The following is an 18,928-nucleotide window of genomic DNA, read 5'->3' on the forward strand; positions in this document are numbered from 1 at the left end:
CTTCATGCAAGCTACCGAGCGGACGGATCGACACGTCGGGAATGCCTGGTCGGCGTCCGTTGGAATGCGGTGCCGTAACCATCGAGGCTGGGCTGATGCGCGGGGGGGCCAGCGACGCTGGTTCGGCGGCAGGGGCTCGGCACATCGCTCCTTGGGGTTGGTCAGGGACGCTGGCGGTTCTGTGGGTAGCAGAAAGCAGTGGCAGCCCTTATTGACTGGGAGAGCTCGCCGGCCGGGTCCCCCGCCGGCCGCGAGGAGCCATGCTACTCGTTGGTCATCCTCACGCACTTCTCCACCACATCCTCCACGCTCGGCTTGCTGAAGTAGTCGCCATCGCTGCCGTAGGCGGGGCGGTGGGCCTTGGCAGTGAGGGTGCTTGGCGTGGCATCGAGCCAGCGGTAGCCGTCTTGCTCTTCCAGGATCTGCTGCAGCAGGTAGGCGCTGGCGCCGCCCGGCACGTCCTCGTCCACTACCAGCAGGCGGTTGGTCTTCTTCAGGCTCTCCACGGTGCGGTGCGCGCGGTCGAAGGGGAGGAGGGTGCGCGCATCGATGAGCTCCACGCTGATGCCCATGCCCTCGAGCGTTTCGCAGGCCTTCGCGCAGATGTTGAAGGTGGAGCCATAGCTCACGAGGGTGAGGTCATTGCCCTCGCGCACCACCTCCACCTGGCCGATGGGCACGGTGAAAGCGCCGAGGTTGCTGGGTAGGCGCTCCTTGCTGCGGTAGCCGTTGAGGCATTCGATCACCAGCGCGGGGTCATCGCTTAGCAGCAAGGTGTTGTACATGCCCGAGGCCTGCTGCATGTTGCGCGGCACGCACACCACCACGCCGCGCACGCTGTTGATGATCATGCCCATGGGGCTGCCGCTGTGCCATACGCCTTCCAAACGGTGGCCGCGCGTGCGCACGATCAACGGGCATTTCTGGCCGCCCTTGGTGCGCCAGAGCACGGTAGCCAGGTCGTCGCTCATGCCCTGCAGGCAGTAAAGCAGGTAATCGAGGTATTGGATCTCGGCCACAGGGCGCAGGCCGCGCAGCGCCATGCCGATGCCCTGGCCCAGGATGGTGGCCTCGCGGATGCCGGTATCGCTCACGCGCAGCTCGCCGAACTGCACCTGCATCCCTTCCATGCCCTGGTTCACGTCGCCGATCTTGCCGGTGTCTTCGCCGAAGGTGAGCAGCAGCGGCTCCCGTTCGAAGAGCGCCTTGAAATTGTCGCGGATGATGATGCGGCCATCGACCATCTCGTCGGTGGCGTACTCCACGGGTATCTCGCGCACGTTGAGGCAGCTCCTGGCGCTCTGGCTGTAGAGGTGCGAGCCGTAGCGCTCGGCATTGAGGGTCCGGGCGCTGTCGACCCAGGCCTTCAGCGCGGATGCCTGTCCGCCGGCAGCCAGCAGCGCGCGCCGCGCCGCGCTCAGCACTTCCTTGCGCCCCGGCGCCATTTCCGCTTTCAGCTCCGCCGCGATCGCCGCGCACCCTTCGGCCCCCGAGCCCTCGATCAAGCCGACGACCTCGTCGCGCTCCGCCTTGATCTCGCCCTGGAACGCGGCCCAAGCAGCCTTCTGGCCGGCGCGCGCATCGGCCTTGGCCTTGGCCTCCAGGGCATCCAGTTCCTCGGCGGTGGCAATCACCTCCCCACCGGGACGGGCGCTGAGGATCCACTCGCGGAACTTCACGTTGCAGTCGTAAACCTTGTACCACTCCAGCAGCTCTGCGCTCTTGTAGCGCTCGTGGCTGCCGCTGGTGCTGTGGCCCTGGGGCTGCGTCACCTCTTCCACGTGGATGAGCACCGGCACATGCTCATCGCGGCACAGGGCGATCGCCTTCTCGTAGGTGCGGTTCAGGGATACGTAGTCCCAGCCCTTGGTCCTGAAGATCTCGATGCCATTGGTGCCCGGCTCGCGCTGGAAGCCCTGCAGCAGGGCGCTGATGCTGCCCTTGGTGGTCTGGTAGGCCTTGCTCACGCTGATGCCCCAGCCATCGTCCCAAACGCTCATGGCCAGCGGCACCTGCAGCACGCCGGCTGCGTTCATGGTCTCCCAGAAGTGGCCCTCGCTGGTGCTGGCATCGCCGATGGTGCCGAAGGCCACCTCGTTGCCCATGTGGGTGAGGTGGGTGTGCCCGTGCAGTGCTGGGCTGTGGCGGAACACCTTGCTAGCCTGCGCGAGGCCGAGCAGGCGCGGCATCTGGCCGGCGGTGGGGGAAATGTCGGGCGATGAGTTGGGCTGGGCCATCAGGTCCTTCCATTCGCCGTTGGCATCGAGGCTGCGCGTGGCGAAGTGGCCATTCATGCTGCGGCCGGCGCTGCTGGGGTCTGCGTCCGCATCGGCATGGGCATAGAGCTGGGCGAACCATTGCTGCACGGTGAGCTGGCCGATGGCGAACATGAAGGTCATGTCACGGTAGTAGCCGCTGCGCCAATCGCCGTCGCGGAACTGCTTGGCCATGGCCACCTGCGCCAGCTCCTTGCCATCGCCGAAGATGCCGAACTTGGCCTTGCCGCCCAGTACTTCCTTGCGGCCGATGAGGCTGGCCTCGCGGCTGATGACGCACAGTTCGTAGTCGCGCAGCACCTCGGCGCGGAGCTCGTCCAGGGAGAGGGTCTCTTCAGCTGTTTTCGTACGGGCCATGGTGATTCGTAGGGTACCGCGCGAAGGTAGGGCCAGGGGCCGGAAGGGCCGAACGCGCGGGCGCCGCACGGGAGCGGGCACGGCGCCACCGGTGCAGCGCTCATCGGTGGTCGAACGGTTGACCGCCGTCAATCGCAAGGCTGATGCCGGTTAGCCCGCACCGTGTCACGCCCCGGTACCCTTGCACCGATACCCGATACCACGCGCACATGCACCGCTCTTTCACGCTGTTCCTGCTCATGTGGGCCACCGTCGGCATGGCCCAGAACCCGCTTGCCGGAAGCCGATGGGGCGCCTACATGACCGGCCCGGGAGGCGGCTACGTCATGGTGGATTTCGACTTCCACGCGGATACCGTGTTCATGATTTCCGCTATCTCCAACGTCAGCCTGTCCTTCGCGCGTTACCAAGTGGATGACGACCTCGTCACGTTCAGCGCGATCCCCAATTTCCCTTGCGTGAACGACGCGGACACGTTCAGCTTCACGATCGTAGCGGACTCGCTTGACTTCGTGCCGCACAGCGTCAGCTGCCAGTCGAATAGCGCAACCTGGTCGCCATACCTCTTTATCCGCGTCACCGGTGTGGGTATGGACGAGGGTGCATGGGCGATGCCGCTGACCGTGTGGCCCAATCCGGCCGGTGATGTCCTCCATGTCCGTTGCCCTGAAGGCCTGGCTCCGGGAACGGTGATCACCATCATCAGCAGCATGGGGGGCGAGGTGGCCCGGCACACCGTTCAGCAGGATGTCATTGCTCTTCCGTTGAGCCACCTGGCACCGGGGCTCTACCATGTCAGGGCTGCTGGTGCGGCAGGCCATTATCGGCAGCAGGTGATGGTGGCGCGGTGAGCGCACCCGTAGCGGTCCGGTGAGGCGGGCATCCGCAACGGGTGCAGTGCTGGTCGGGAAGGTGCTTCGGTTACCGTGTGATGGCCGGCTCGAAAGGGGGAGGGGCTTGCGGTTGCGCGAACCGGAGGAGGCGCTCCACGTTGTCTATGCCCAGCGATTCCCGGATGCGCCGGTTCCAGGCCAGCAGGTGGATGGAATCCTGAAGGCCATAGCGGAGCAGCCGCTCCTGCTCCTGGCGCATGCGCCGCGTATGCTCGGCGTGTATTTCCCGGGCACGGGCGAGCGTCATGCCGGGCACCTGCAGCCTGAGTTCCATGGCGCGCCGCTCCGCTTCGGCCAGATCGAAGAAGAGGTTGGTCAGCACGGCCGAGGCTGGGGACCAGGGCGTTGAATGCCACGATTCCCTCCCGGAGAAGACCGCGAATGACCGGTGCCTGAGGGCTCCTCCTGCGGTGTCGAGGTCCAGGTAGAGATGCGTGCGGAGGTGCACTGCGGGCTTGCGGCCTGATCCTGGCACCACCACGCGCGGCGACCCGGAGATGTGCAGGCTGTCTATCCGTGCGCCGTCCGACCATATGCGGTAGGGCGGCCTCAAATCGTACTGCTGCTGCCCGATCCCGGCGAACCAGTTGTTGCGGGCCACCTCGTGCTGCTGGATGAAGGCCTCGTCGCTTTCCAGACGTTCAGCAGGGACCGGCAGTTCCTGGCGCTGCCAAAAGGCCGTGTCCACGGGCAGCCAGGCCATGCTGGGATACTCCTCAAGGCCCGTCCTCCAAGGGAAGAGGACAGGCACGAAGCCTTCCCCGGTCTCGAAGGCATGGAGCACGGCGCGTGTGGTGAAACGGTCGGAGATTCCTGGACCGGTGTAGCGCATGGAATAGTCCAGCTCGATGAGTTGGGGCATGGCGGGCGTATCCAGGCTCCAGGTCTGGCGGTACCGGAGGCTCACCGAATCGATGCGGCCGTCCTTGAAGAGGGGCACGAACGGATGCCGCCTGCAGTTTCGGCAGTGAAGCTCAAGCGCATGAACGGCATCGCCCACCGGGTCGAGCCAGAGGTCGAGCCGGAGACCGTTGCCATCGATGGGTTCGGCGCGCAGGTGGTCGCCGTCGTCGGGTCCTGCGCTCGCGGCCACCATGCGCACGGTGTAATGCTGGCGCAGCTGGCGGCCGCTGGTGAAGCTGAGCGGTGAGACGGGCAAGCGGCCGTTTCCGCCGAATGGGTCGAGCAGGAGCAGCGCGCCGGCGGTGTTGAAGTTGATGAAGTGGCGGTCCTCCTTGGGCGCGATGCCGATGCGCCCCTGCTTGATGGCCAGCGAGCGGAGACCGCCGCCACGGTATTGGGCGGTGTAGCAGGCCTGAAGCCGCTCCACGGGCTCGCCGTCGCTGTGGGTCTGCAGGTTGTAGTAGGCCTTGGCCTTGGCCTCAGGCGCGCGCCTTAGCCGGCCAGCCGCCCTTGCCACCCGCTTGTAGAGGTCGGCTTCCGGCCTCACCTCCAGCGCGGCCAGTTCCACGGGGCTGCGGGTGAGCGCGATGCTGGCGCCATGGAGCGCGGCGCTGAACGGCAGCCGAACGGTGCGGTAGCCCACGTAGGAGATGCGCAGGCTGTCACGGCCGGTGCGGAGGGCCAGCGCGAAGGCGCCGTCGGCATTGGTGATGGTGCCGCTGCCCGTGCCGATGATGGCCACGGTGGCGTGCATGAGGGGGGCGCCCGTAGAGGCGTCCACCACGCGGGCGGCGATGCGCTCCTGGGCGCCGGCCAGCAGGGGCCAGGCGGCAATCGGCAGCAGCAGCAGGCGCAGCATGCGCTGAAGGTAGGGCCGTGCTTCGGGCGCCCGCCTCATCTTCGTGGCCGTGCCCGCTGCCCCTTCCCGCCTCAAGGTCGTTCTCGCCTTCACAGCCATCTACCTCATCTGGGGCAGCACCTATTACGGCATCAAGGAGGCGCTCACGGGCTTCCCGCCCTTCATGCTCGGCGGCCTGCGCTTCGCGCTGGCCAGCGCCATCATGTTCGGCATGGCCAGGGTCCAAGGCCTGGCGGTGATCCCTGAGAGCGGCCTGTGGAAGGCGCTGGTGGTGGGCTTCCTGCTGCTCTTCGTCGGCAACGGCGCGGTGGTGTGGGCGCAGCAGACGGTGCCCAGCAGCGTTGCGGCCATCGCCATCGCCGTGGCGCCGCTCTCGTTCACGCTCATCGACAGGCCGCAGTGGGGCGTCAACTTCCGCAGCCCGGCCACGCTCGTGGGCATCGCGGCCGGCATCGCGGGCGTGTGGCTGCTCTTCCGCGAGCGGCTCGGCGCGCAGGTCACGGAGGCGGGCTTCGAGGCCGAGGCCACGGCCATCGCGGTGCTGGCGCTGGGCATCCTCGCGTGGCCGGCCGGCTCGGTGTGGAGCAAGTACAACCCGGTGCGGCTCTCGAACACGGCCAACAGCGCGTGGCAGATGCTCACCGGCGCAGCATGCTTCCTGGCCGTGAGCGCGGCGCGCGGCGAATGGGAGGGCTTCTCCTTCGCCGCGGTGCCCCTGAACGCGTGGATAGCCGAGGCCTACCTGGTGGTGTTCGGCAGCATCATCGGCTTCAGTGCCTACGTGTGGCTGCTGAGCGTAAGGCCAGCCACGCAGGTGAGCACCTATGCCTACGTGAACCCGGTTGTGGCGGTGCTGCTCGGCGTGTCGCTCGGCGACGAGCGGCTCGGGGCGAGCGAGATCATCGGCCTCGGCGTGATCCTCGCCGGCGTGCTGCTGATCAACTGGGCGCGCCGGCGGGGCCAGCGCTGAGCGTTCAGCGGCTGGCCATCTGCTCGAGCTTGGCCTTGTTTCGGATGGCGATGTCGCGCCCGTGCGTCTCGATGAGGCCGTCCTCCTTGAGCTCGGTGAGGCAGCGGATGAGCGATTCCGTGGCGGTGCCCACCACGGTGGCGAGGTCCTCGCGGCTGATGCGCAGGCCCAGGCCCTGGTCCTGGCGGTCGGCGTAGCGCGCCTGGATGCGGAGCAGCGCCTGGGCCACGCGCTGGCGCACGCTCGCATAGGCGAGCTGCAGCAGGTGCTGCTCCTTCTCCTTCACGTCGCGCGCCAGCATCTTGATGAAGCGGATGCTCACGTCGCGGTTGCGGAAGAGCAGGGCCAGCAGGTCCTCGCGCGGCACCAGCGCAACCTCGCAGGGCTCCAGGGTCTCGGCAGCCTCGAGGGCATGCCCGCCCTCGAGCAGGCCCATGTAGCCCACGAAGTCGCCCGGGCCATGGAGACCGGTGACGAACTCCTTCCCGTCATTGTTGATCTTGAAGGTGCGCACCTTGCCGGAGATGAGGTAGGGGATGTAGCGGAGCTCGTCGCCCTCGTGGAAGAGCATCTCCTTCACGGGGAGCTTGCGGGTCTTGCGGTCGCGGCTCAGGTCCTGCAGCGCCTCCATGCCGCGGGCCTGCTCCATGAAGGAGTTGAGGCCCGCCAGGCCATTGTCGAATCCCTTGCGGAAGAGCTCGCTGCGCTTCAGCCGCCCTTCGATGGCGTTGAGCAGCTCGCTCTCCTCGAAGGGCTTGGTGAGGTAATCGTCCGCGCCCAGCTCCATGCCCTTGCGCACGTCGCCGCGCTCGGCCTTCGCGCTGAGGAAGATGAAGGGGAGCTCGGCGGTGGCCGGGTCCTTGCCCAGCAGGTGCAGCACGCTGTAGCCGTCGAGCTCAGGCATCATGATGTCGCAGAGCACCAGATCGGGCTTCTCCTTGCGGGCCAGCTCCACGCCGCGTCGGCCGTTCTCGGCCTTCACCACGCGGTAGTTGGCCAGTTCGAGGATCTCGGCCGTGTTGTCGCGCATATCGGGATCGTCTTCGATCAGGAGGATGGTTCTCATGGGAGTGAGGGTGCGTCGGGGTTCTTGACAGGTGCGTTGGCGATGCGCTGGGGCAGCTCGGCGGAGAAGATCGTCTCGCCCGGCCGGCTGGTGAAGGCGATGGTGCCGCCCATCAGGTCGAGGTAGCGCTTAACGATGTTGAGGCCCAGGCCCGTGCCTTGGATGGTCATCACGTTGCTGCCGCGGAAGAAGCGGTCGAAGAGGTGCTGCTGATCCTCGGCCGGGATGCCCATGCCGTGGTCGGTGACGGTGAGGCGGAGCCGGCCTTCCCCGATGGCGGAATGCAGCCGGATGGCGGTGTGCTCGGGACTGTACTTCACGGCATTGCTCACCAGGTTGGTGATGATGTGCCCGAGCATCTGCGGGTCGGTGAGCACCATGCGGTCGTCGCCGGCATGGTCGTAGTCGATGGATTGGCCGGTCTTGGCCAGGCCGCGCAGCTCCTCGATCTGCTCGATGCACTGGTGCACGATGTCGATCTCGGCGGGCTGCACCTGCACGATGCCCTGCTCGATGCGCTCGAGGGAGAGGAACTCGTTGAGCATGGCGGTGAGCTCGCGCACCTTGCCGCGGATGCGCTTCACGTGCTTGCCCACGCGCTCGTCCTCGCCCGCGTAGCGCCCGATGAGGTCCACGCTGCCCATGATGGTGCTGAGCGGCGTGCGGAACTCGTGGCTGGCCATGGCCACGAAGCGGCTCTTGAGCGCGTGCAGCTCGCGCTCCTTGTCCAGCGCGCGGCGCAGCCCGCCCTCGGCTTCGCGCAGCTCGGCGGTGCGCTGCTCCACGCGGTCCTCCAGCTCCTGGTTGGCGCGCACCAGCTGGTCCTCGGCCATGCGTCGCAGGGTGATGTCGGTGACCAGGGCCATCACGTAGCGCTTGCCGCCGACGTCGAAGTGGTTCAGGCTCACCTCCACGGGGAACACGCTGCCATCCTGCCGGCGGCCCTTGAGCTCCAGGCCGCGGCCCATGGCGCGCTGCACGGGCTTCCTGTTGTAGGCCTCGCGGTGCGCATGGTGGCGGGTCCGCATGGCCTCGGGCAGCAGGTCCTCGATGGAGGCGCCGATCAGGCCCTCGGGCCCGTAGCCGAACATGCGGCCCAGGCTGGGGTTCTGCATGATGATGCGGCCTGAGGCATCCACCACCACCAGCCCTTCAGCTGCGGTCATGAACAGCAGCTCGCAGACGCGGTTGGCGTCTGAGTCGGCGAAGAGGCCGTCGGCGCTGCGCAGCATGCCGGCAAGATAGGTGGGGTGACCGCCCGGTGCACTCATCGCGGCGGACCGGCGGGTCCGACGCTCACGATGCCCGTGCGCTCGTCGTAGACGCGCCACTTGCTCATGGGCCGCGCATACAGGTTGAGCGTTACGGCGCGGCCCGGGCCGGGATTGATGAAGCGATGGATGGAGTTGCCGTTGGTCAGCGAATCGTCCGCGCCGGGCCGCAGGTGCTTCTCCTGCAGCAGGCGCAGGCCGCCCTCGCTGATGGGTGCGTAGCGCTCCTCCACCACCTCGCCCATCACCGGATGGATCCAGGCGGTCTGGCTGTCGTAGTCGTGGATGCTGGTGCGCTGGCCCGGCTCGTAGCAGATCACCAGCAGCTCGAAGTACTCGTTGCGGTGGATGCAGGTGCGCGTATAATGCCTGCTGTTCCAGCGGAAGTAGGGCTCCAGGTCGCGCGTGGGCACCTCGTAGCGCTCCAGGATGGCACCATAGGCCGAAGGGTCGCGCTGGCGCAGGAGCTCCCGCACCAGTTCATTGATCGATTCGATGGGCTTCGGTGACATGACCGCCACGCGCGGATGACGCGGCTCGGCGAAACTATTGGGGCGGTCAGCGGCCGTGCCTGACGTATGTCAGTCGTCAGCGGGTGTCATTAGCTTGCGGCCATGTTCAAGACCGAGGAACTCGCCCGTGCCGTGGAGCGGGAGGGCGTGCGCCGCAAGCTGGCAGCGGGGGAGGTGCTCATGACGGTGGGCGAGCCCATCACGCATATCCCCATCGTGCTCTCCGGCAGCCTGCGGATACTGGCGCAGAACGCCAGCGGCCAGGAGCGCTTCCTCTACCACATCATGCCGGGGGAGTCGTGCGCCATGAGCCTCACCTGCTGCATCGGCCACCAGCCGAGCCCCGTGGTGGCGGTGGTGGAGGAGGATGCCGAGCTGCTGATGATCCCCGCACGGTTCATGGAGGAGTGGATGGCCTACCCGGAATGGCGCCGCTTCGTTAGCGATACGCAGAACCAGCGGTTCAATGAGCTCCTGGAGACGATCGAGGTGGTGGCCTTCTCGCGGCTCGATGAGCAACTGTGGAAGTACCTGGTGAAACGCGTGCAGGCCACGGGCGAGCACGTGATCCGGGCCACGCACCAGGAGGTGGCGCAGGAACTGAACTCCCCCCGCGAGGTGATCACCCGCCTGCTGCATCAATTGGCGGCCAAGGGCCGCGTGAAGCTCTCCCGTGGCGCCATCACGGTGGTGAGCACGGCGGCCTGACCCGGCCGGTTCAGTGGCATTCCGCCGCTGCCGCACCCACGGGCGGTGCTGCAGGGCTGAGGTAAGGGATGCCCAGGTCGAGGCCGCGGAGCACGAGCAGCAGCGCCACTGCGCCCACCAGCACAGGCGCGGCGCGGCGCAGCCCCAGGCGGAAGCCCGGCCCCACCAGCCCGCTTCCCATGCGCAGCCCCACGAGCAGCGGCCAGGTGCCCAGGCCGAAGAGGAGCATGTAGGCAGCAGCTTCCCACCAGCTGCCCATCGCGGTGGCGCCGATGGCCGCGGCGTAGACGAGGCCGCAGGGGAGCAGGCCGTTCAGGAGGCCCGTGATCAGGAGCGCTTCCGGTGCGGTGCGGCGCAGGTTGCGCGCCAGCGCCGATTTCAGGCGGCCCACCGCAAGGGTGGCGCGCCCGGTGGGGTACCAGCGCTCCAGCGCACCCGGCAAAGCCACCGAGAGGAGCAGCACGCCACCCGCGGCGATGGATGCGGCCTGTTGAAGCCCTGCCAAGCGCAAGCCGTGGCCGAACGCACCGGCTGCCACGCCGATGAGCGCGTAGGTGGCGAGCCGGCCGGCATTGAGCAGCAGCGTGCTGGCTAGCCGTGCGCGCCAGCCGTTCCCAGGGCTCGGCACGGCCAGCGCGATGGGTCCGCACATGCCCACGCAGTGCGCACTGCCGGCCAGGCCGAGCAGCAGGGCCGTGCCCACCAGCGGATTCATTGGGCCACCAGCTTGTCCGAGCTGTGGTACCGCACGCCGTCGGCCTGCCAATCCAGCGAGGCATCGTAGCGGCCCGGCAGCAGGTCGAGGGCCTCGGAGGTGAAGTGACCGGTGGAGTCGGCCCGCACCTCCAGGCTCCGGTCGCCGCGGGCATCGTTGGGCCGCATCAGCTGCAGGCTGCCGGTGATGCCCTTGGCGGCGAGTTCCTGCGGGAACCGGACCTGGATCCGGTCATCTGCGATGGTGAAGGCCACCGGTGCCGAGAGTGCGCTGCTGCGGGCCTGCGCATCGATCCGGTCCTGGTACTTGAGTTCCTGCGCGTAATAATCGTCGGTCACCAGCGATTCCACATGGCTCGAGGCCTTCCAGAGGAACCAGGCCATCAGCGCCACGAAGGCGGCTAGGCTCAGGGCGAGGGCTTTTCCCCAGTTCATGTGCCGGGCGGTTTGATCGGTCCTACAAAGGAAGTGGTCACCTCCTCGATCAGGCGGTCGCCGCTGAATACACCGACGGTCACCCGGGTCTTCATGCCGTCCAGCTGGTCCTTGGGAAGGATGATGAACACCTCGCCGCTGGCCAGCTCTCCGGGCTCAAGGACGATGGGCTTGCCGATGAGCATCACCTCCCCGGTGCGGTCCATCACCTCGAAGCGGATGGGCAGCTCGTTGGGGGTCTTGTTCACCGTCTTCAGCGCGTAGAGGTTGCTTATGCGTCCGTCGGGCCGCTCCTGGAAGAGCAGGCCTGGCGTGCGCAGCAGGGTGGTCTCCGTATCGCTGCGCCCCGCGATCATGGCGCCCAGCACCACGACCAGTGCGAGGAGCACGCCGGTATAGGCCTTCAGCCGCAGGTTGTAGGTGAAGGGTTTCTTGTGGGCGATCTCGTCCTCGCTCGCATAGCGCACCAGGCCGCGCGGCAGGCCCACGCTGTCCATGATGTGATCGCAGGCGTCGATGCAGGCCGTGCAGTTGATGCACTCCAGCTGGGTGCCGTTCCGGATGTCGATGCCTGTGGGGCACACGTGCACGCAGGCCTTGCAGTCGATGCAGTCGCCCTTGCCCACGACGGCGCGGTCTTCCCCTTTGCGCCAGCTGCCGCGCTGCTCGCCGCGCACGTGGTCGTAGGCGATCACGATGCTCTTGCGGTCGAGCAGCACGCCCTGCAGGCGGCCGTAGGGGCACACTGTGGTGCAGGCTTGCTCGCGGAAGAAGGCGAAGTTGCCGTAGAACGCACCGGAGAAGCCGAGCATGGCCGCGAGTCCGCCGAGGTGCTGCGTGGGCGGGTCGGTGATGATGCGCACGAGCTCCGCGCTCCCCACGATGTACGCGAGGAAGGTATTGCCGATGACGAAGCTGATGCCGAAGAACAGCGCATGCTTCACCGTCTTCCGCCAGGCCTTGTCGAAGCTCCAAGGCGCCTTGTTCAGGGTCTGCTGGTGCTTCCAATCGCCCTCGATCCAGTATTCGATGCGGCGGAACACGTGCTCCATGAAGACCGTCTGCGGGCAGATCCATCCGCAGAAGATGCGCCCGAAGGCCACCGTGAACAGCGCCACGAAGACGATGGTGGCGATGAAGCCGATCACGAAGATCAGGAAGTCCTGCGGCCAGAAGACCTGGCCGAGGAGCACGAACTTCCGATCCAGGATATTGATCATGAGCAGCGGCTCGCCGCCGATGCGGATCCAAGGACCGGCGAAGAGCAGCGCGAGCAGAGCGTAGGCCAGCCATTGGCGGCGGCTGGTGAACCGCCCGCTCGGCTTCTTCGGGTACACCCAGATGCGCTTGCCGCGCTTGTCCACGGTGCTGATGGCATCGCGGAAGCTTTCATCGCCGGCTTTCCGGCCTGCGGCATCGCGCCGGATATGGGCGGGTTGCTGGCTCATCTCAAAGGCCCGCCACGCGCACGGTATCCGCCGGGGCGGCTGCCGTGCTGTCAGCGGGCGCGGCGCCCTCTTCCTTCCAGAGATCGCCCTGCGGTGCCTTCTGGGTGGCCGGTCCGGTGCCCTTCAGGCTGAGGATATAGCTGGCGAGCGCCTGGATCTCCGTGGGCTTCAGCTGGCTCTTCCAGCTGATCATGCCTTTCTCGGGCACGCCGTATTTGATGGTCCTGAAGATCTCCTTCACCCCGCCGCCGTGTATCCAGTAGGCATCGGTGAGGTTGGGGCCCACGGAGGTCTCCGACCCTGCGGCATCGGCGCCATGGCAGGCCGCGCAGTACTGGGTGAACGAGGCCTTGGCTCCCGCCAGCGCGGTGGCATCCGCTGTCACGGTCACTGTATTCTCGTCTACGGCGGCAGCGGTGGTGGCCATGTAGGCCGCGATGTCGGCCTTGGCCTGGTCCATCGCCTCCGTGTACTCCTCGTGCTGGAGGGGCCATGACTTCACCACATGCATGTTCACCAGGTAGAGCACGCTCCAGGCGATGGTGCCGTAGAAGAGCCACACCCACCAAGGGGGCAGCACATTGTCGAGCTCGCGGATGCCGTCGTAGTCGTGGTGCAGGAGCAGGTCCTGCTCCTTCTCGGCACTGGGCCGTCGCGTGAGGGCATTCATCACGCGCTGCATCACGGTGGGACCCTGGGGCACGGGCGCCGCCTCGCCGCGTGCTTCCTCGAACACGCCGGTGATGGCGCGCATGGTGCCGCGCAGCAGGTTGATCTGCACCATCAGCACGATGAAGAGGAAGAGGTTCACCACCAGCAGGAGGTAGAAGAGCTCCTGGTGGCTCATGGTGGTGACCGGAGCCGTGTAGGCTTGTGCCTGGGCGCTGCCGGAGAGCAGCAGGAACAGCGGCAACAGCACCGCCGGGCCGCGGCGCTCCGTGAGCTTCCGCATCCATCCTGCGCTGCCCATCATGGACCGCAGGATGCCGCTCATGGCCAGGATGAGGACCACCTGCACCACGGCCAGGCCCAGCATCACGTAGTTCACGGTACCGCTCGCGCGGATCAGGGGCTCGCTCGCCGCGGCCGGGGCGGCATCCTGGGCGATGGCGCTGAGGGTGGTCAGTGAGAGCGCGGCCAGGGCCAGCAAACGGCCCGTTGGAATTCGGTCAGTGCGCATGGCGGGTGGTGGCATTGGTGTCGTCTTCGGCGAGCGGGAGCGCGGAGAAGCGGTCGGCTTCGCGGCGTCCCATGGCCCAGGTGCGGACCAGCACGACGATGAACATGATGAAGAAGATGAGGAAGGCGGCCACGGGGAACAGGTCGATCCCGTCGATGGTGGCCATGTGGTGCTTGATGAACTTGAGCATGGCGCTTCGGATCAGCGGGTGGCGGCCGTTTCCTTCACCTTGATGTCAGTCCCCAGGCGCTGCAGGTAGGCGATGAGGGCGATGATCTCCTTGTCGGCCTGCGCCTCGATGCCGTCCTTCTTCAGCCCGGCCACGATGACGGCGCTCTGCTCGCTCAGGTGGGCGTTGGCCCGCTCGGCGAAGCCCGGGCCGTAGGGCTCCTCGTCATAGGGTACGCCCATGGTCCGCATCGCCTCGATCTTGGCCCGCGTGGTGGTTGTGTCCAGCGCGTGCTCGTAGAGGTGGTGGTAGGGCGGCATCAGGGAGCCGGGGCTCATGCTGGTGGGGTCGTACATGTGGTAGTAGTGCCAGCTGTGCGGGTATTTGCCGCCTTGGCGGAGCAGATCGGGCCCGGTGCGCTTGCTGCCCCATTGGAAGGGGTGGTCGTAGATGAACTCACCGGCCTTGGCGTACTCGCCATAGCGCTCGGTCTCTGAGCGGAACGGACGGATCATCTGGCTGTGGCAGGTGTAGCAGCCCTCGCGCACGTAGATGTCGCGCCCGTGCAGCTCCAGGGGCGTATAGGGCTTCACGCTGGCGATGGTGGGGATGTTGCTCTTCACCAGGAAGGTGGGCACCATCTCGAAGATGCCGCCGATGGCCACCAGCACGAGGCTCAGGACCAGCATCTGGAAGGGGCGGCGCTCGATCCAGCGGTGCCAGTGGCCGCCCGCCTCCTCTGGGGCGTTCTTCTCCAAGGCGGGCGCCTCGGCGTCCTCGTTGGCGATGAGCCGGCCGGCCTTCACGGTCTTCACCACGTTGTAGACCATGATGAAGGCGCCGGTCAGGTAAAGCAGGCCGCCCAAGGCCCGCAGCCAGTAGGCGTACTTGATCTGCAGCAGGGTGTCGAGGAAATTCTTGTACACCAGGAAGCCGTCGGGGGTGAACTGCTTCCACATCAGGCTCTGGAAGAAGCCGGCGAAGTAGAGGGGGATGGCGTAGAAGACGATGCCGAGCGTGCCGATCCAGAAGTGGGCGTTGGCCAGCTTCACCGAGTACAGCTTGGTGCCGTACATGCGGGGCACCAGCCAGTACACGAGCGCGAACGTGAGGAAGCCGTTCCAGCCGATGCCGCCGATGTGCACGTGCGCGATGATCCAATCCGTGAAGTGCGCGATGCCATTCAGGAACTTGGTGCTCAGGAGCGGACCTTCCAGCGTGCTCATGCCATAGGCGGTGATGGCCACCACCATGAACTTGAGCACGGGGTCCTCCCGCACGCGGTCCCAGGCGCCCCGCAGCGTGAGCAGTCCGTTGAGCATGCCGCCCCAGCTCGGCGCGATGAGCATGATGCTGAACACGGTGCCCAGGCTCTGCGCCCAGTCGGGCAGCGCGCTGTAGATCAGGTGGTGCGGGCCGGCCCAGATGTAGAGGAAGATGAGCGCCCAGAAGTGGATGATCGAGAGCTTGTAGCTGTAAACCGGCCGGTTGGCGGCCTTGGGCAGGAAGTAGTACATGAGGCCCAGGAAGGGCGTGGTGAGGAAGAAGGCCACCGCGTTGTGCCCGTACCACCACTGCACCAGCGCATCCTGCACGCCGGCGTACCAGCTGTAGCTCTTGGTGAGCGAGATGGGCAGTTCGATGCTGTTGACGATGTGCAGCATGGCCACGGTCACCCAGGTGGCGATGTAGAACCAGATGGCCACGTAGAGGTGACGCTCACGGCGCTTCACGATCGTGCCGAACATGTTCACCCCGAAGACCACCCAGATCAGCGTGATGAGGATGTCGATGGGCCACTCCAGCTCGGCGTATTCCTTGCCGGTGGTCATGCCCAGCGGCAGGGTCACCGCGGCGAGCACGATGATGAGCTGCCATCCCCAGAAGTGGATGGCGCTGAGCGCATCGCTGAACATGCGCGCCTTCAGCAGGCGCTGCAGGCTGTAGTAGGCACCGGCGAAGATGGCGTTGCCCACGAAGGCGAAGATGACCGCGTTGGTGTGGAGGGGGCGCAGGCGTCCGAACTTGGTCCACTCCAGTTCACCCAGCCAGGTGAAGGGGCGTACGATCCAATAGTACCAGGCATCCGGCGGCGTGTTCTGCGCCACCATCTGCGTGGCGATGATGAGCCCCACGAGCATCCCCACGATGCCCCAGAGGATGGTGACGAAGAGGAAGTTCTTGACGATGCGGTTGTCGTACTGGAAGCGCTCGGTCATCGGTCGGTGGTTTCGTTGGTGGAGGGAGCCTCGGCGGCGCGCGGTGCCGGGGCATGGTCGTTCAGCATGCGCACGGCCGGTGAGCGGTCATCATCGAACTGGCCGCTCCGCACCGCACGGACGAAGAGGCCAAGGAAAACCAGGGCCACTACCGTGCTCGCAGCGATAAGGAGGAAGATGACGCTCATCAGGGAATCGTAATCTCGGGGCGAAAGTGACTGTCACCCGTTCGTCACGGCATGAGGTTGGTCATAGCGGAGCATGACTTGCGTCAGTCCGGCGCGTTGCGAGCATCACTGCCACCGTCACGAAGCCCACTACGCTGACCGAGCTCAGGGGCATGAGGATGGCGGCGATCAAGGGCGTCATGAGGCCGGCCACGGCGAAGGAGACCCCTGTGACGTTGTAGCATAAGGAGATGAAGAGGCTGGCGATCACGATGCGGCGCGCCTTCCGTGTGAGGGCCAGGAAGCCGGGTAGCCGGTGCAGGGCGCCGGCGTCCATGATGGCATCGCTGGCCGGTGTCAGGGCCGCACTGGTCTCCGTCACCGTGATGCCGACATCGCTCTGGGCCAGCGCCCCCGCATCGTTGAGGCCATCGCCCACCATCAGCACCCGATGGCCTCCCGCCTGCTCGGCCTGCACGGCTGCGCTCTTGTCCGCCGGGGAGCACCGCGTGCGCACCGGGGCGCCCGCGAAGGTCTCCGACAGCCCGCTGTCCAGCTGCGCATCGCCCGTCACCAGGCCCACGCGCATGCTGCGACGCAGTTCGGCCACGGCCTCGGCCATGCCGCCGCGCGCGCGCTTCCGGATGGTGAAGTGGCCCCGGTGGATGCCGCCCAGGGCAATATGCACGTGGGCTTCGCCATTGGTGCGCTGCGCCTCCTCGCCGCCGCAGAAGCCTGACGCCCCGATGCGTGCCGGCATGCCATCGACCACCCCCGCGATACCCTGGCCGGCGGTCTCGGCCGCGTCGGTCACCGTGGCGGCGGTGGCGCCCGCTTCACCCCGGGCAAGCTCTTCGGCCACCACCGCGCTCAGCGGGTGGGTGCTGTTGCGGGCCAGGGCGCGCAACAGGCTGCGTTCCTTCCGTGAGAGCCGGTCGCCGTGCCAATGCACCTCGTGCGCCTCGCGCGCGGTGAGCGTGCCGGTCTTGTCGAAGAGCACCGTGTCGATGCCCGAGAGCCGCTCCACCACCTCCGCATCGCGGAGGAACAGCCCGCGCTTGCCCAGCAGCCGCACGGTGTGGCCGTAGGCGAATGGCATGCTCAGCGCCAAGGCACATGGACAGGCTACGATGAGGACAGCAGTGACGACGGGCCAGATCTGGGCCGGGTCCTTGCCCCACCAGAAGAGCCCCGCACCCAGCGCGATGAACAGTACGGCGATGGTGAAGCGCCGGGCCACCTGGTCGATTAGGCGCGGCATGGCCGGCCGCTCGCCGCCGGCCGCTTGTTCGGCCCACAGGCGCTTCAGCCGCGAATCCGCGAAGCCGCGCAGCACCTCCAATTCGATGAGCGCCCCGCGCTGGCGCCCGCCGGCCTTGATGGTGTCGCCGGCCTGCTTGCGCACCGGCAGGGGCTCGCCCGTGATGAAGCTGTTGTCGATGTGGGCTTCGGCGCTGAGCAGCACCGCATCCACGGGCACCAGCTCCTGGTCGCGCACCACGATGCGGTCGCCGGGGCGCAGATCGCTCACGCGCACGGGCTCCTCCGCATCACCCTGCTTCCGCAGCACGATCAGCGGCAGGAAGTCCTCCAGCGCCCGGTCGAATCGGAGGGCACGGTACGTATGGGCCTGGTACCACTTGCCGATGAGCAGGAAGAAGAGCAGGCCGGCCAGGGAATCGAAGTAGCCCGGGCCCGTGCCGCCGATCACATCGGCTAGGCTGCGGAGCCAAAGCGCTGCGATGCCGAGCGCGATGGGCTGGTCGATGTTCACCTGCCTGCTGCGGATGCCGGCCCAGGCGGACCGGAAGTAATCGGTGCTCAGGAAGAAGACGACCGGCACCGAGAACAGCGCGGAAAGCCACTGGAAGCCCGTGCGCAGGCCCGCTTCGCCATCGGCTCCCAGGTATTCCGGGAAGCTGAACAGCATGGTGTTCCCGAAGATGAAGCCGGCCACGCCCAAGCGGACGTAGAGCATGCGCGGCACCTGGGCGCCGGCATCGCGCTTTCCGCCGGCGGTGATCTGCGGGCCGTACCCGATCCGCCGCAGCAGCTTCACCAGCGCCGGAAGGGGCAGCCGGGTCTCACGGAAAGTGATGGAGAGCTCCTTGTCGGTGAAGGAAACCCGCGATCGGATCACCGCAGACTCGATGCGGTGCAGGTTCTCCAGCAACCAGATGCAGGAGCTGCAGTGCATCTGCGGGATGTGGAAGCGGACGCGCGTGATGCCGTCCTCGCTGAATTCCACAACGCGTTCGCGCACCTCCGGCAGGTCGAAGAGCTCGAGCCGCTGCTCATCGGCGCTCGCGCGCTGCTTCACGCCGGGTTGCTGTGAAAGGTCGTAGTAATCGCACAGCCCGCTCTCCTGCAGCAGGTCGTACACCACCTCGCAGCCATGGCAGCAGAAATCCTTCCCATCGTGCACCCGGTGCTCCTCGGCGCAGGCATCGCCGCAGTGGTAGCAGGTGACCTTCGTCAGCGTTTCGCGTTCCACGCTGCAAAGAGCGGGCATCCGAAGGCCTTAGGCCCTGACGGATGTCAGGCTCGCGTGCGCGGTGCGGGACGTCTATCCTGCCGGGTCGCCGTGGCAGGCTTGGGACGTGCGTCGTTGCCGTTGCAAGAGGCGGTAGGATGACCAGGAAGCCCCTTGCGACCGGACTGCATGCGCATGCAGCCTGCTCCCGAATGCCTGGACGGGCTGTGAGGCGGGGCGGCGCGCATCATCGCTCGTTTCGCGCATGCCGTCCGCCGCACGCTCACATCGGGTTGCGGAAAGCCAGC

16 protein-coding genes are annotated in these 18,928 nt (G+C 66.9%); 3 read left to right on the forward strand and 13 right to left on the reverse strand.

The genetic code is table 11. The features are described from left to right. Positions 1 to 263: 263 nt before the first annotated feature. Positions 264 to 2,633, reverse strand: coding sequence for a transketolase C-terminal domain-containing protein (locus tag QY325_02740; GenBank protein WKZ66848.1), 2,370 nt, complete (start codon positions 2,631 to 2,633; stop codon positions 264 to 266). Between the two features lie 209 nt (positions 2,634 to 2,842). Between QY325_02740 and QY325_02745 the strand changes: the two genes are divergently transcribed. After that, complete coding sequence (locus QY325_02745) at positions 2,843 to 3,484, forward strand: hypothetical protein (GenBank protein ID WKZ66849.1); 642 nt, start codon at positions 2,843 to 2,845, stop codon at positions 3,482 to 3,484. Between the two features lie 70 nt (positions 3,485 to 3,554). Here QY325_02745 and QY325_02750 read toward each other — a convergent pair whose 3' ends face one another. After that, the gene (locus QY325_02750) at positions 3,555 to 5,288 is read right to left on the reverse strand and encodes a carboxypeptidase-like regulatory domain-containing protein (GenBank protein WKZ66850.1); all 1,734 of its coding nucleotides are present in this window, start codon (positions 5,286 to 5,288) and stop codon (positions 3,555 to 3,557) included. Positions 5,289 to 5,337: 49 nt separating this feature from the next. On the opposite strand from QY325_02750, the gene QY325_02755 reads away from it, so the two are divergent. After that, positions 5,338 to 6,258 (forward strand): EamA family transporter, encoded by a 921-nt coding sequence (locus QY325_02755; protein ID WKZ66851.1) that lies wholly within the window; start codon positions 5,338 to 5,340, stop codon positions 6,256 to 6,258. Positions 6,259 to 6,262: 4 nt separating this feature from the next. Here the strand turns inward: QY325_02755 and QY325_02760 are convergent, their stop codons facing one another. The 3 genes from QY325_02760 to QY325_02770 are packed head-to-tail and all read right to left on the reverse strand — an operon-like array spanning position 6,263 to position 9,107. Further along, positions 6,263 to 7,324: a response regulator gene (locus QY325_02760; protein WKZ66852.1), complete on the reverse strand. Its 1,062-nt coding sequence runs from the start codon at positions 7,322 to 7,324 to the stop codon at positions 6,263 to 6,265. Continuing rightward, positions 7,321 to 8,556 (reverse strand): PAS domain-containing sensor histidine kinase, encoded by a 1,236-nt coding sequence (locus QY325_02765; protein WKZ66853.1) that lies wholly within the window; start codon positions 8,554 to 8,556, stop codon positions 7,321 to 7,323. Before QY325_02765 ends, QY325_02760 begins: the two co-directional genes overlap by 4 nt. A gap of 35 nt (positions 8,557 to 8,591) precedes the next feature. After that, on the reverse strand, positions 8,592 to 9,107 hold the full coding sequence (locus tag QY325_02770) for a cysteine dioxygenase family protein (GenBank protein WKZ66854.1): 516 nt from the start codon (positions 9,105 to 9,107) through the stop codon (positions 8,592 to 8,594). A 102-nt stretch (positions 9,108 to 9,209) separates the two neighbouring features. On the opposite strand from QY325_02770, the gene QY325_02775 reads away from it, so the two are divergent. Beyond that, on the forward strand, positions 9,210 to 9,815 hold the full coding sequence (locus QY325_02775; protein WKZ66855.1) for a Crp/Fnr family transcriptional regulator: 606 nt from the start codon (positions 9,210 to 9,212) through the stop codon (positions 9,813 to 9,815). Positions 9,816 to 9,825: 10 nt separating this feature from the next. Here QY325_02775 and QY325_02780 read toward each other — a convergent pair whose 3' ends face one another. The 8 genes from QY325_02780 to QY325_02815 all read right to left on the reverse strand — a co-directional run bounded on the left by QY325_02780 (position 9,826) and on the right by QY325_02815 (position 18,641). Next, the gene (locus tag QY325_02780; GenBank protein WKZ66856.1) at positions 9,826 to 10,530 is read right to left on the reverse strand and encodes a sulfite exporter TauE/SafE family protein; all 705 of its coding nucleotides are present in this window, start codon (positions 10,528 to 10,530) and stop codon (positions 9,826 to 9,828) included. Continuing rightward, on the reverse strand, positions 10,527 to 10,964 hold the full coding sequence (locus QY325_02785) for a FixH family protein (GenBank protein WKZ66857.1): 438 nt from the start codon (positions 10,962 to 10,964) through the stop codon (positions 10,527 to 10,529). Before QY325_02785 ends, QY325_02780 begins: the two co-directional genes overlap by 4 nt. Next, entirely contained in the window at positions 10,961 to 12,412 is a 1,452-nt protein-coding gene (gene ccoG, locus QY325_02790) for a cytochrome c oxidase accessory protein CcoG (GenBank protein ID WKZ66858.1), read from the reverse strand. Before ccoG ends, QY325_02785 begins: the two co-directional genes overlap by 4 nt. 1 nt (position 12,413) lies before the next feature. Further along, a complete protein-coding gene (locus tag QY325_02795; GenBank protein WKZ66859.1) occupies positions 12,414 to 13,592 on the reverse strand; it encodes a cbb3-type cytochrome c oxidase N-terminal domain-containing protein in 1,179 nt (392 codons plus the stop codon). Beyond that, positions 13,582 to 13,782 (reverse strand): CcoQ/FixQ family Cbb3-type cytochrome c oxidase assembly chaperone, encoded by a 201-nt coding sequence (locus QY325_02800; GenBank protein ID WKZ66860.1) that lies wholly within the window; start codon positions 13,780 to 13,782, stop codon positions 13,582 to 13,584. The genes QY325_02795 and QY325_02800 overlap by 11 nt, the downstream gene beginning before the upstream one ends. Positions 13,783 to 13,793: 11 nt before the next feature. Further along, positions 13,794 to 15,980, reverse strand: coding sequence for a cytochrome-c oxidase, cbb3-type subunit I (gene ccoN / locus QY325_02805; protein ID WKZ66861.1), 2,187 nt, complete (start codon positions 15,978 to 15,980; stop codon positions 13,794 to 13,796). Then, entirely contained in the window at positions 15,977 to 16,168 is a 192-nt protein-coding gene (gene ccoS / locus QY325_02810) for a cbb3-type cytochrome oxidase assembly protein CcoS (GenBank protein WKZ66862.1), read from the reverse strand. The genes ccoN and ccoS overlap by 4 nt, the downstream gene beginning before the upstream one ends. A gap of 61 nt (positions 16,169 to 16,229) precedes the next feature. Continuing rightward, the gene (locus tag QY325_02815) at positions 16,230 to 18,641 is read right to left on the reverse strand and encodes a heavy metal translocating P-type ATPase (protein ID WKZ66863.1); all 2,412 of its coding nucleotides are present in this window, start codon (positions 18,639 to 18,641) and stop codon (positions 16,230 to 16,232) included. Between the last annotated feature and the right edge of the window lie 287 nt (positions 18,642 to 18,928).

It is taken from the genome of Flavobacteriales bacterium (assembly GCA_030584065.1).
In the GTDB taxonomy this organism is placed as follows: Bacteria; Bacteroidota; Bacteroidia; order Flavobacteriales_F; family PHOS-HE28; genus PHOS-HE28.

Excerpts from the sequence above, each read along its gene's own strand:
- QY325_02740 (WKZ66848.1), bottom strand. The coding sequence starts at position 2,633 with ATGGCCCGTACGAAAACAGCTGAAGAGACCCTCTCCCTGGACGAGCTC.
- QY325_02745 (WKZ66849.1), top strand. The coding sequence starts at position 2,843 with ATGCACCGCTCTTTCACGCTGTTCCTGCTCATGTGGGCCACCGTCGGC.
- QY325_02750 (WKZ66850.1), bottom strand. The coding sequence starts at position 5,288 with ATGCTGCGCCTGCTGCTGCTGCCGATTGCCGCCTGGCCCCTGCTGGCC.
- QY325_02760 (WKZ66852.1), bottom strand. The coding sequence starts at position 7,324 with ATGAGAACCATCCTCCTGATCGAAGACGATCCCGATATGCGCGACAAC.
- QY325_02765 (WKZ66853.1), bottom strand. The coding sequence starts at position 8,556 with ATGCTGCGCAGCGCCGACGGCCTCTTCGCCGACTCAGACGCCAACCGC.
- QY325_02770 (WKZ66854.1), bottom strand. The coding sequence starts at position 9,107 with ATGTCACCGAAGCCCATCGAATCGATCAATGAACTGGTGCGGGAGCTC.
- QY325_02775 (WKZ66855.1), top strand. The coding sequence starts at position 9,210 with ATGTTCAAGACCGAGGAACTCGCCCGTGCCGTGGAGCGGGAGGGCGTG.
- QY325_02780 (WKZ66856.1), bottom strand. The coding sequence starts at position 10,530 with ATGAATCCGCTGGTGGGCACGGCCCTGCTGCTCGGCCTGGCCGGCAGT.
- QY325_02785 (WKZ66857.1), bottom strand. The coding sequence starts at position 10,964 with ATGAACTGGGGAAAAGCCCTCGCCCTGAGCCTAGCCGCCTTCGTGGCG.
- ccoG (WKZ66858.1), bottom strand. The coding sequence starts at position 12,412 with ATGAGCCAGCAACCCGCCCATATCCGGCGCGATGCCGCAGGCCGGAAA.
- QY325_02795 (WKZ66859.1), bottom strand. The coding sequence starts at position 13,592 with ATGCGCACTGACCGAATTCCAACGGGCCGTTTGCTGGCCCTGGCCGCG.
- QY325_02800 (WKZ66860.1), bottom strand. The coding sequence starts at position 13,782 with ATGCTCAAGTTCATCAAGCACCACATGGCCACCATCGACGGGATCGAC.
- ccoN (WKZ66861.1), bottom strand. The coding sequence starts at position 15,980 with ATGACCGAGCGCTTCCAGTACGACAACCGCATCGTCAAGAACTTCCTC.
- ccoS (WKZ66862.1), bottom strand. The coding sequence starts at position 16,168 with ATGAGCGTCATCTTCCTCCTTATCGCTGCGAGCACGGTAGTGGCCCTG.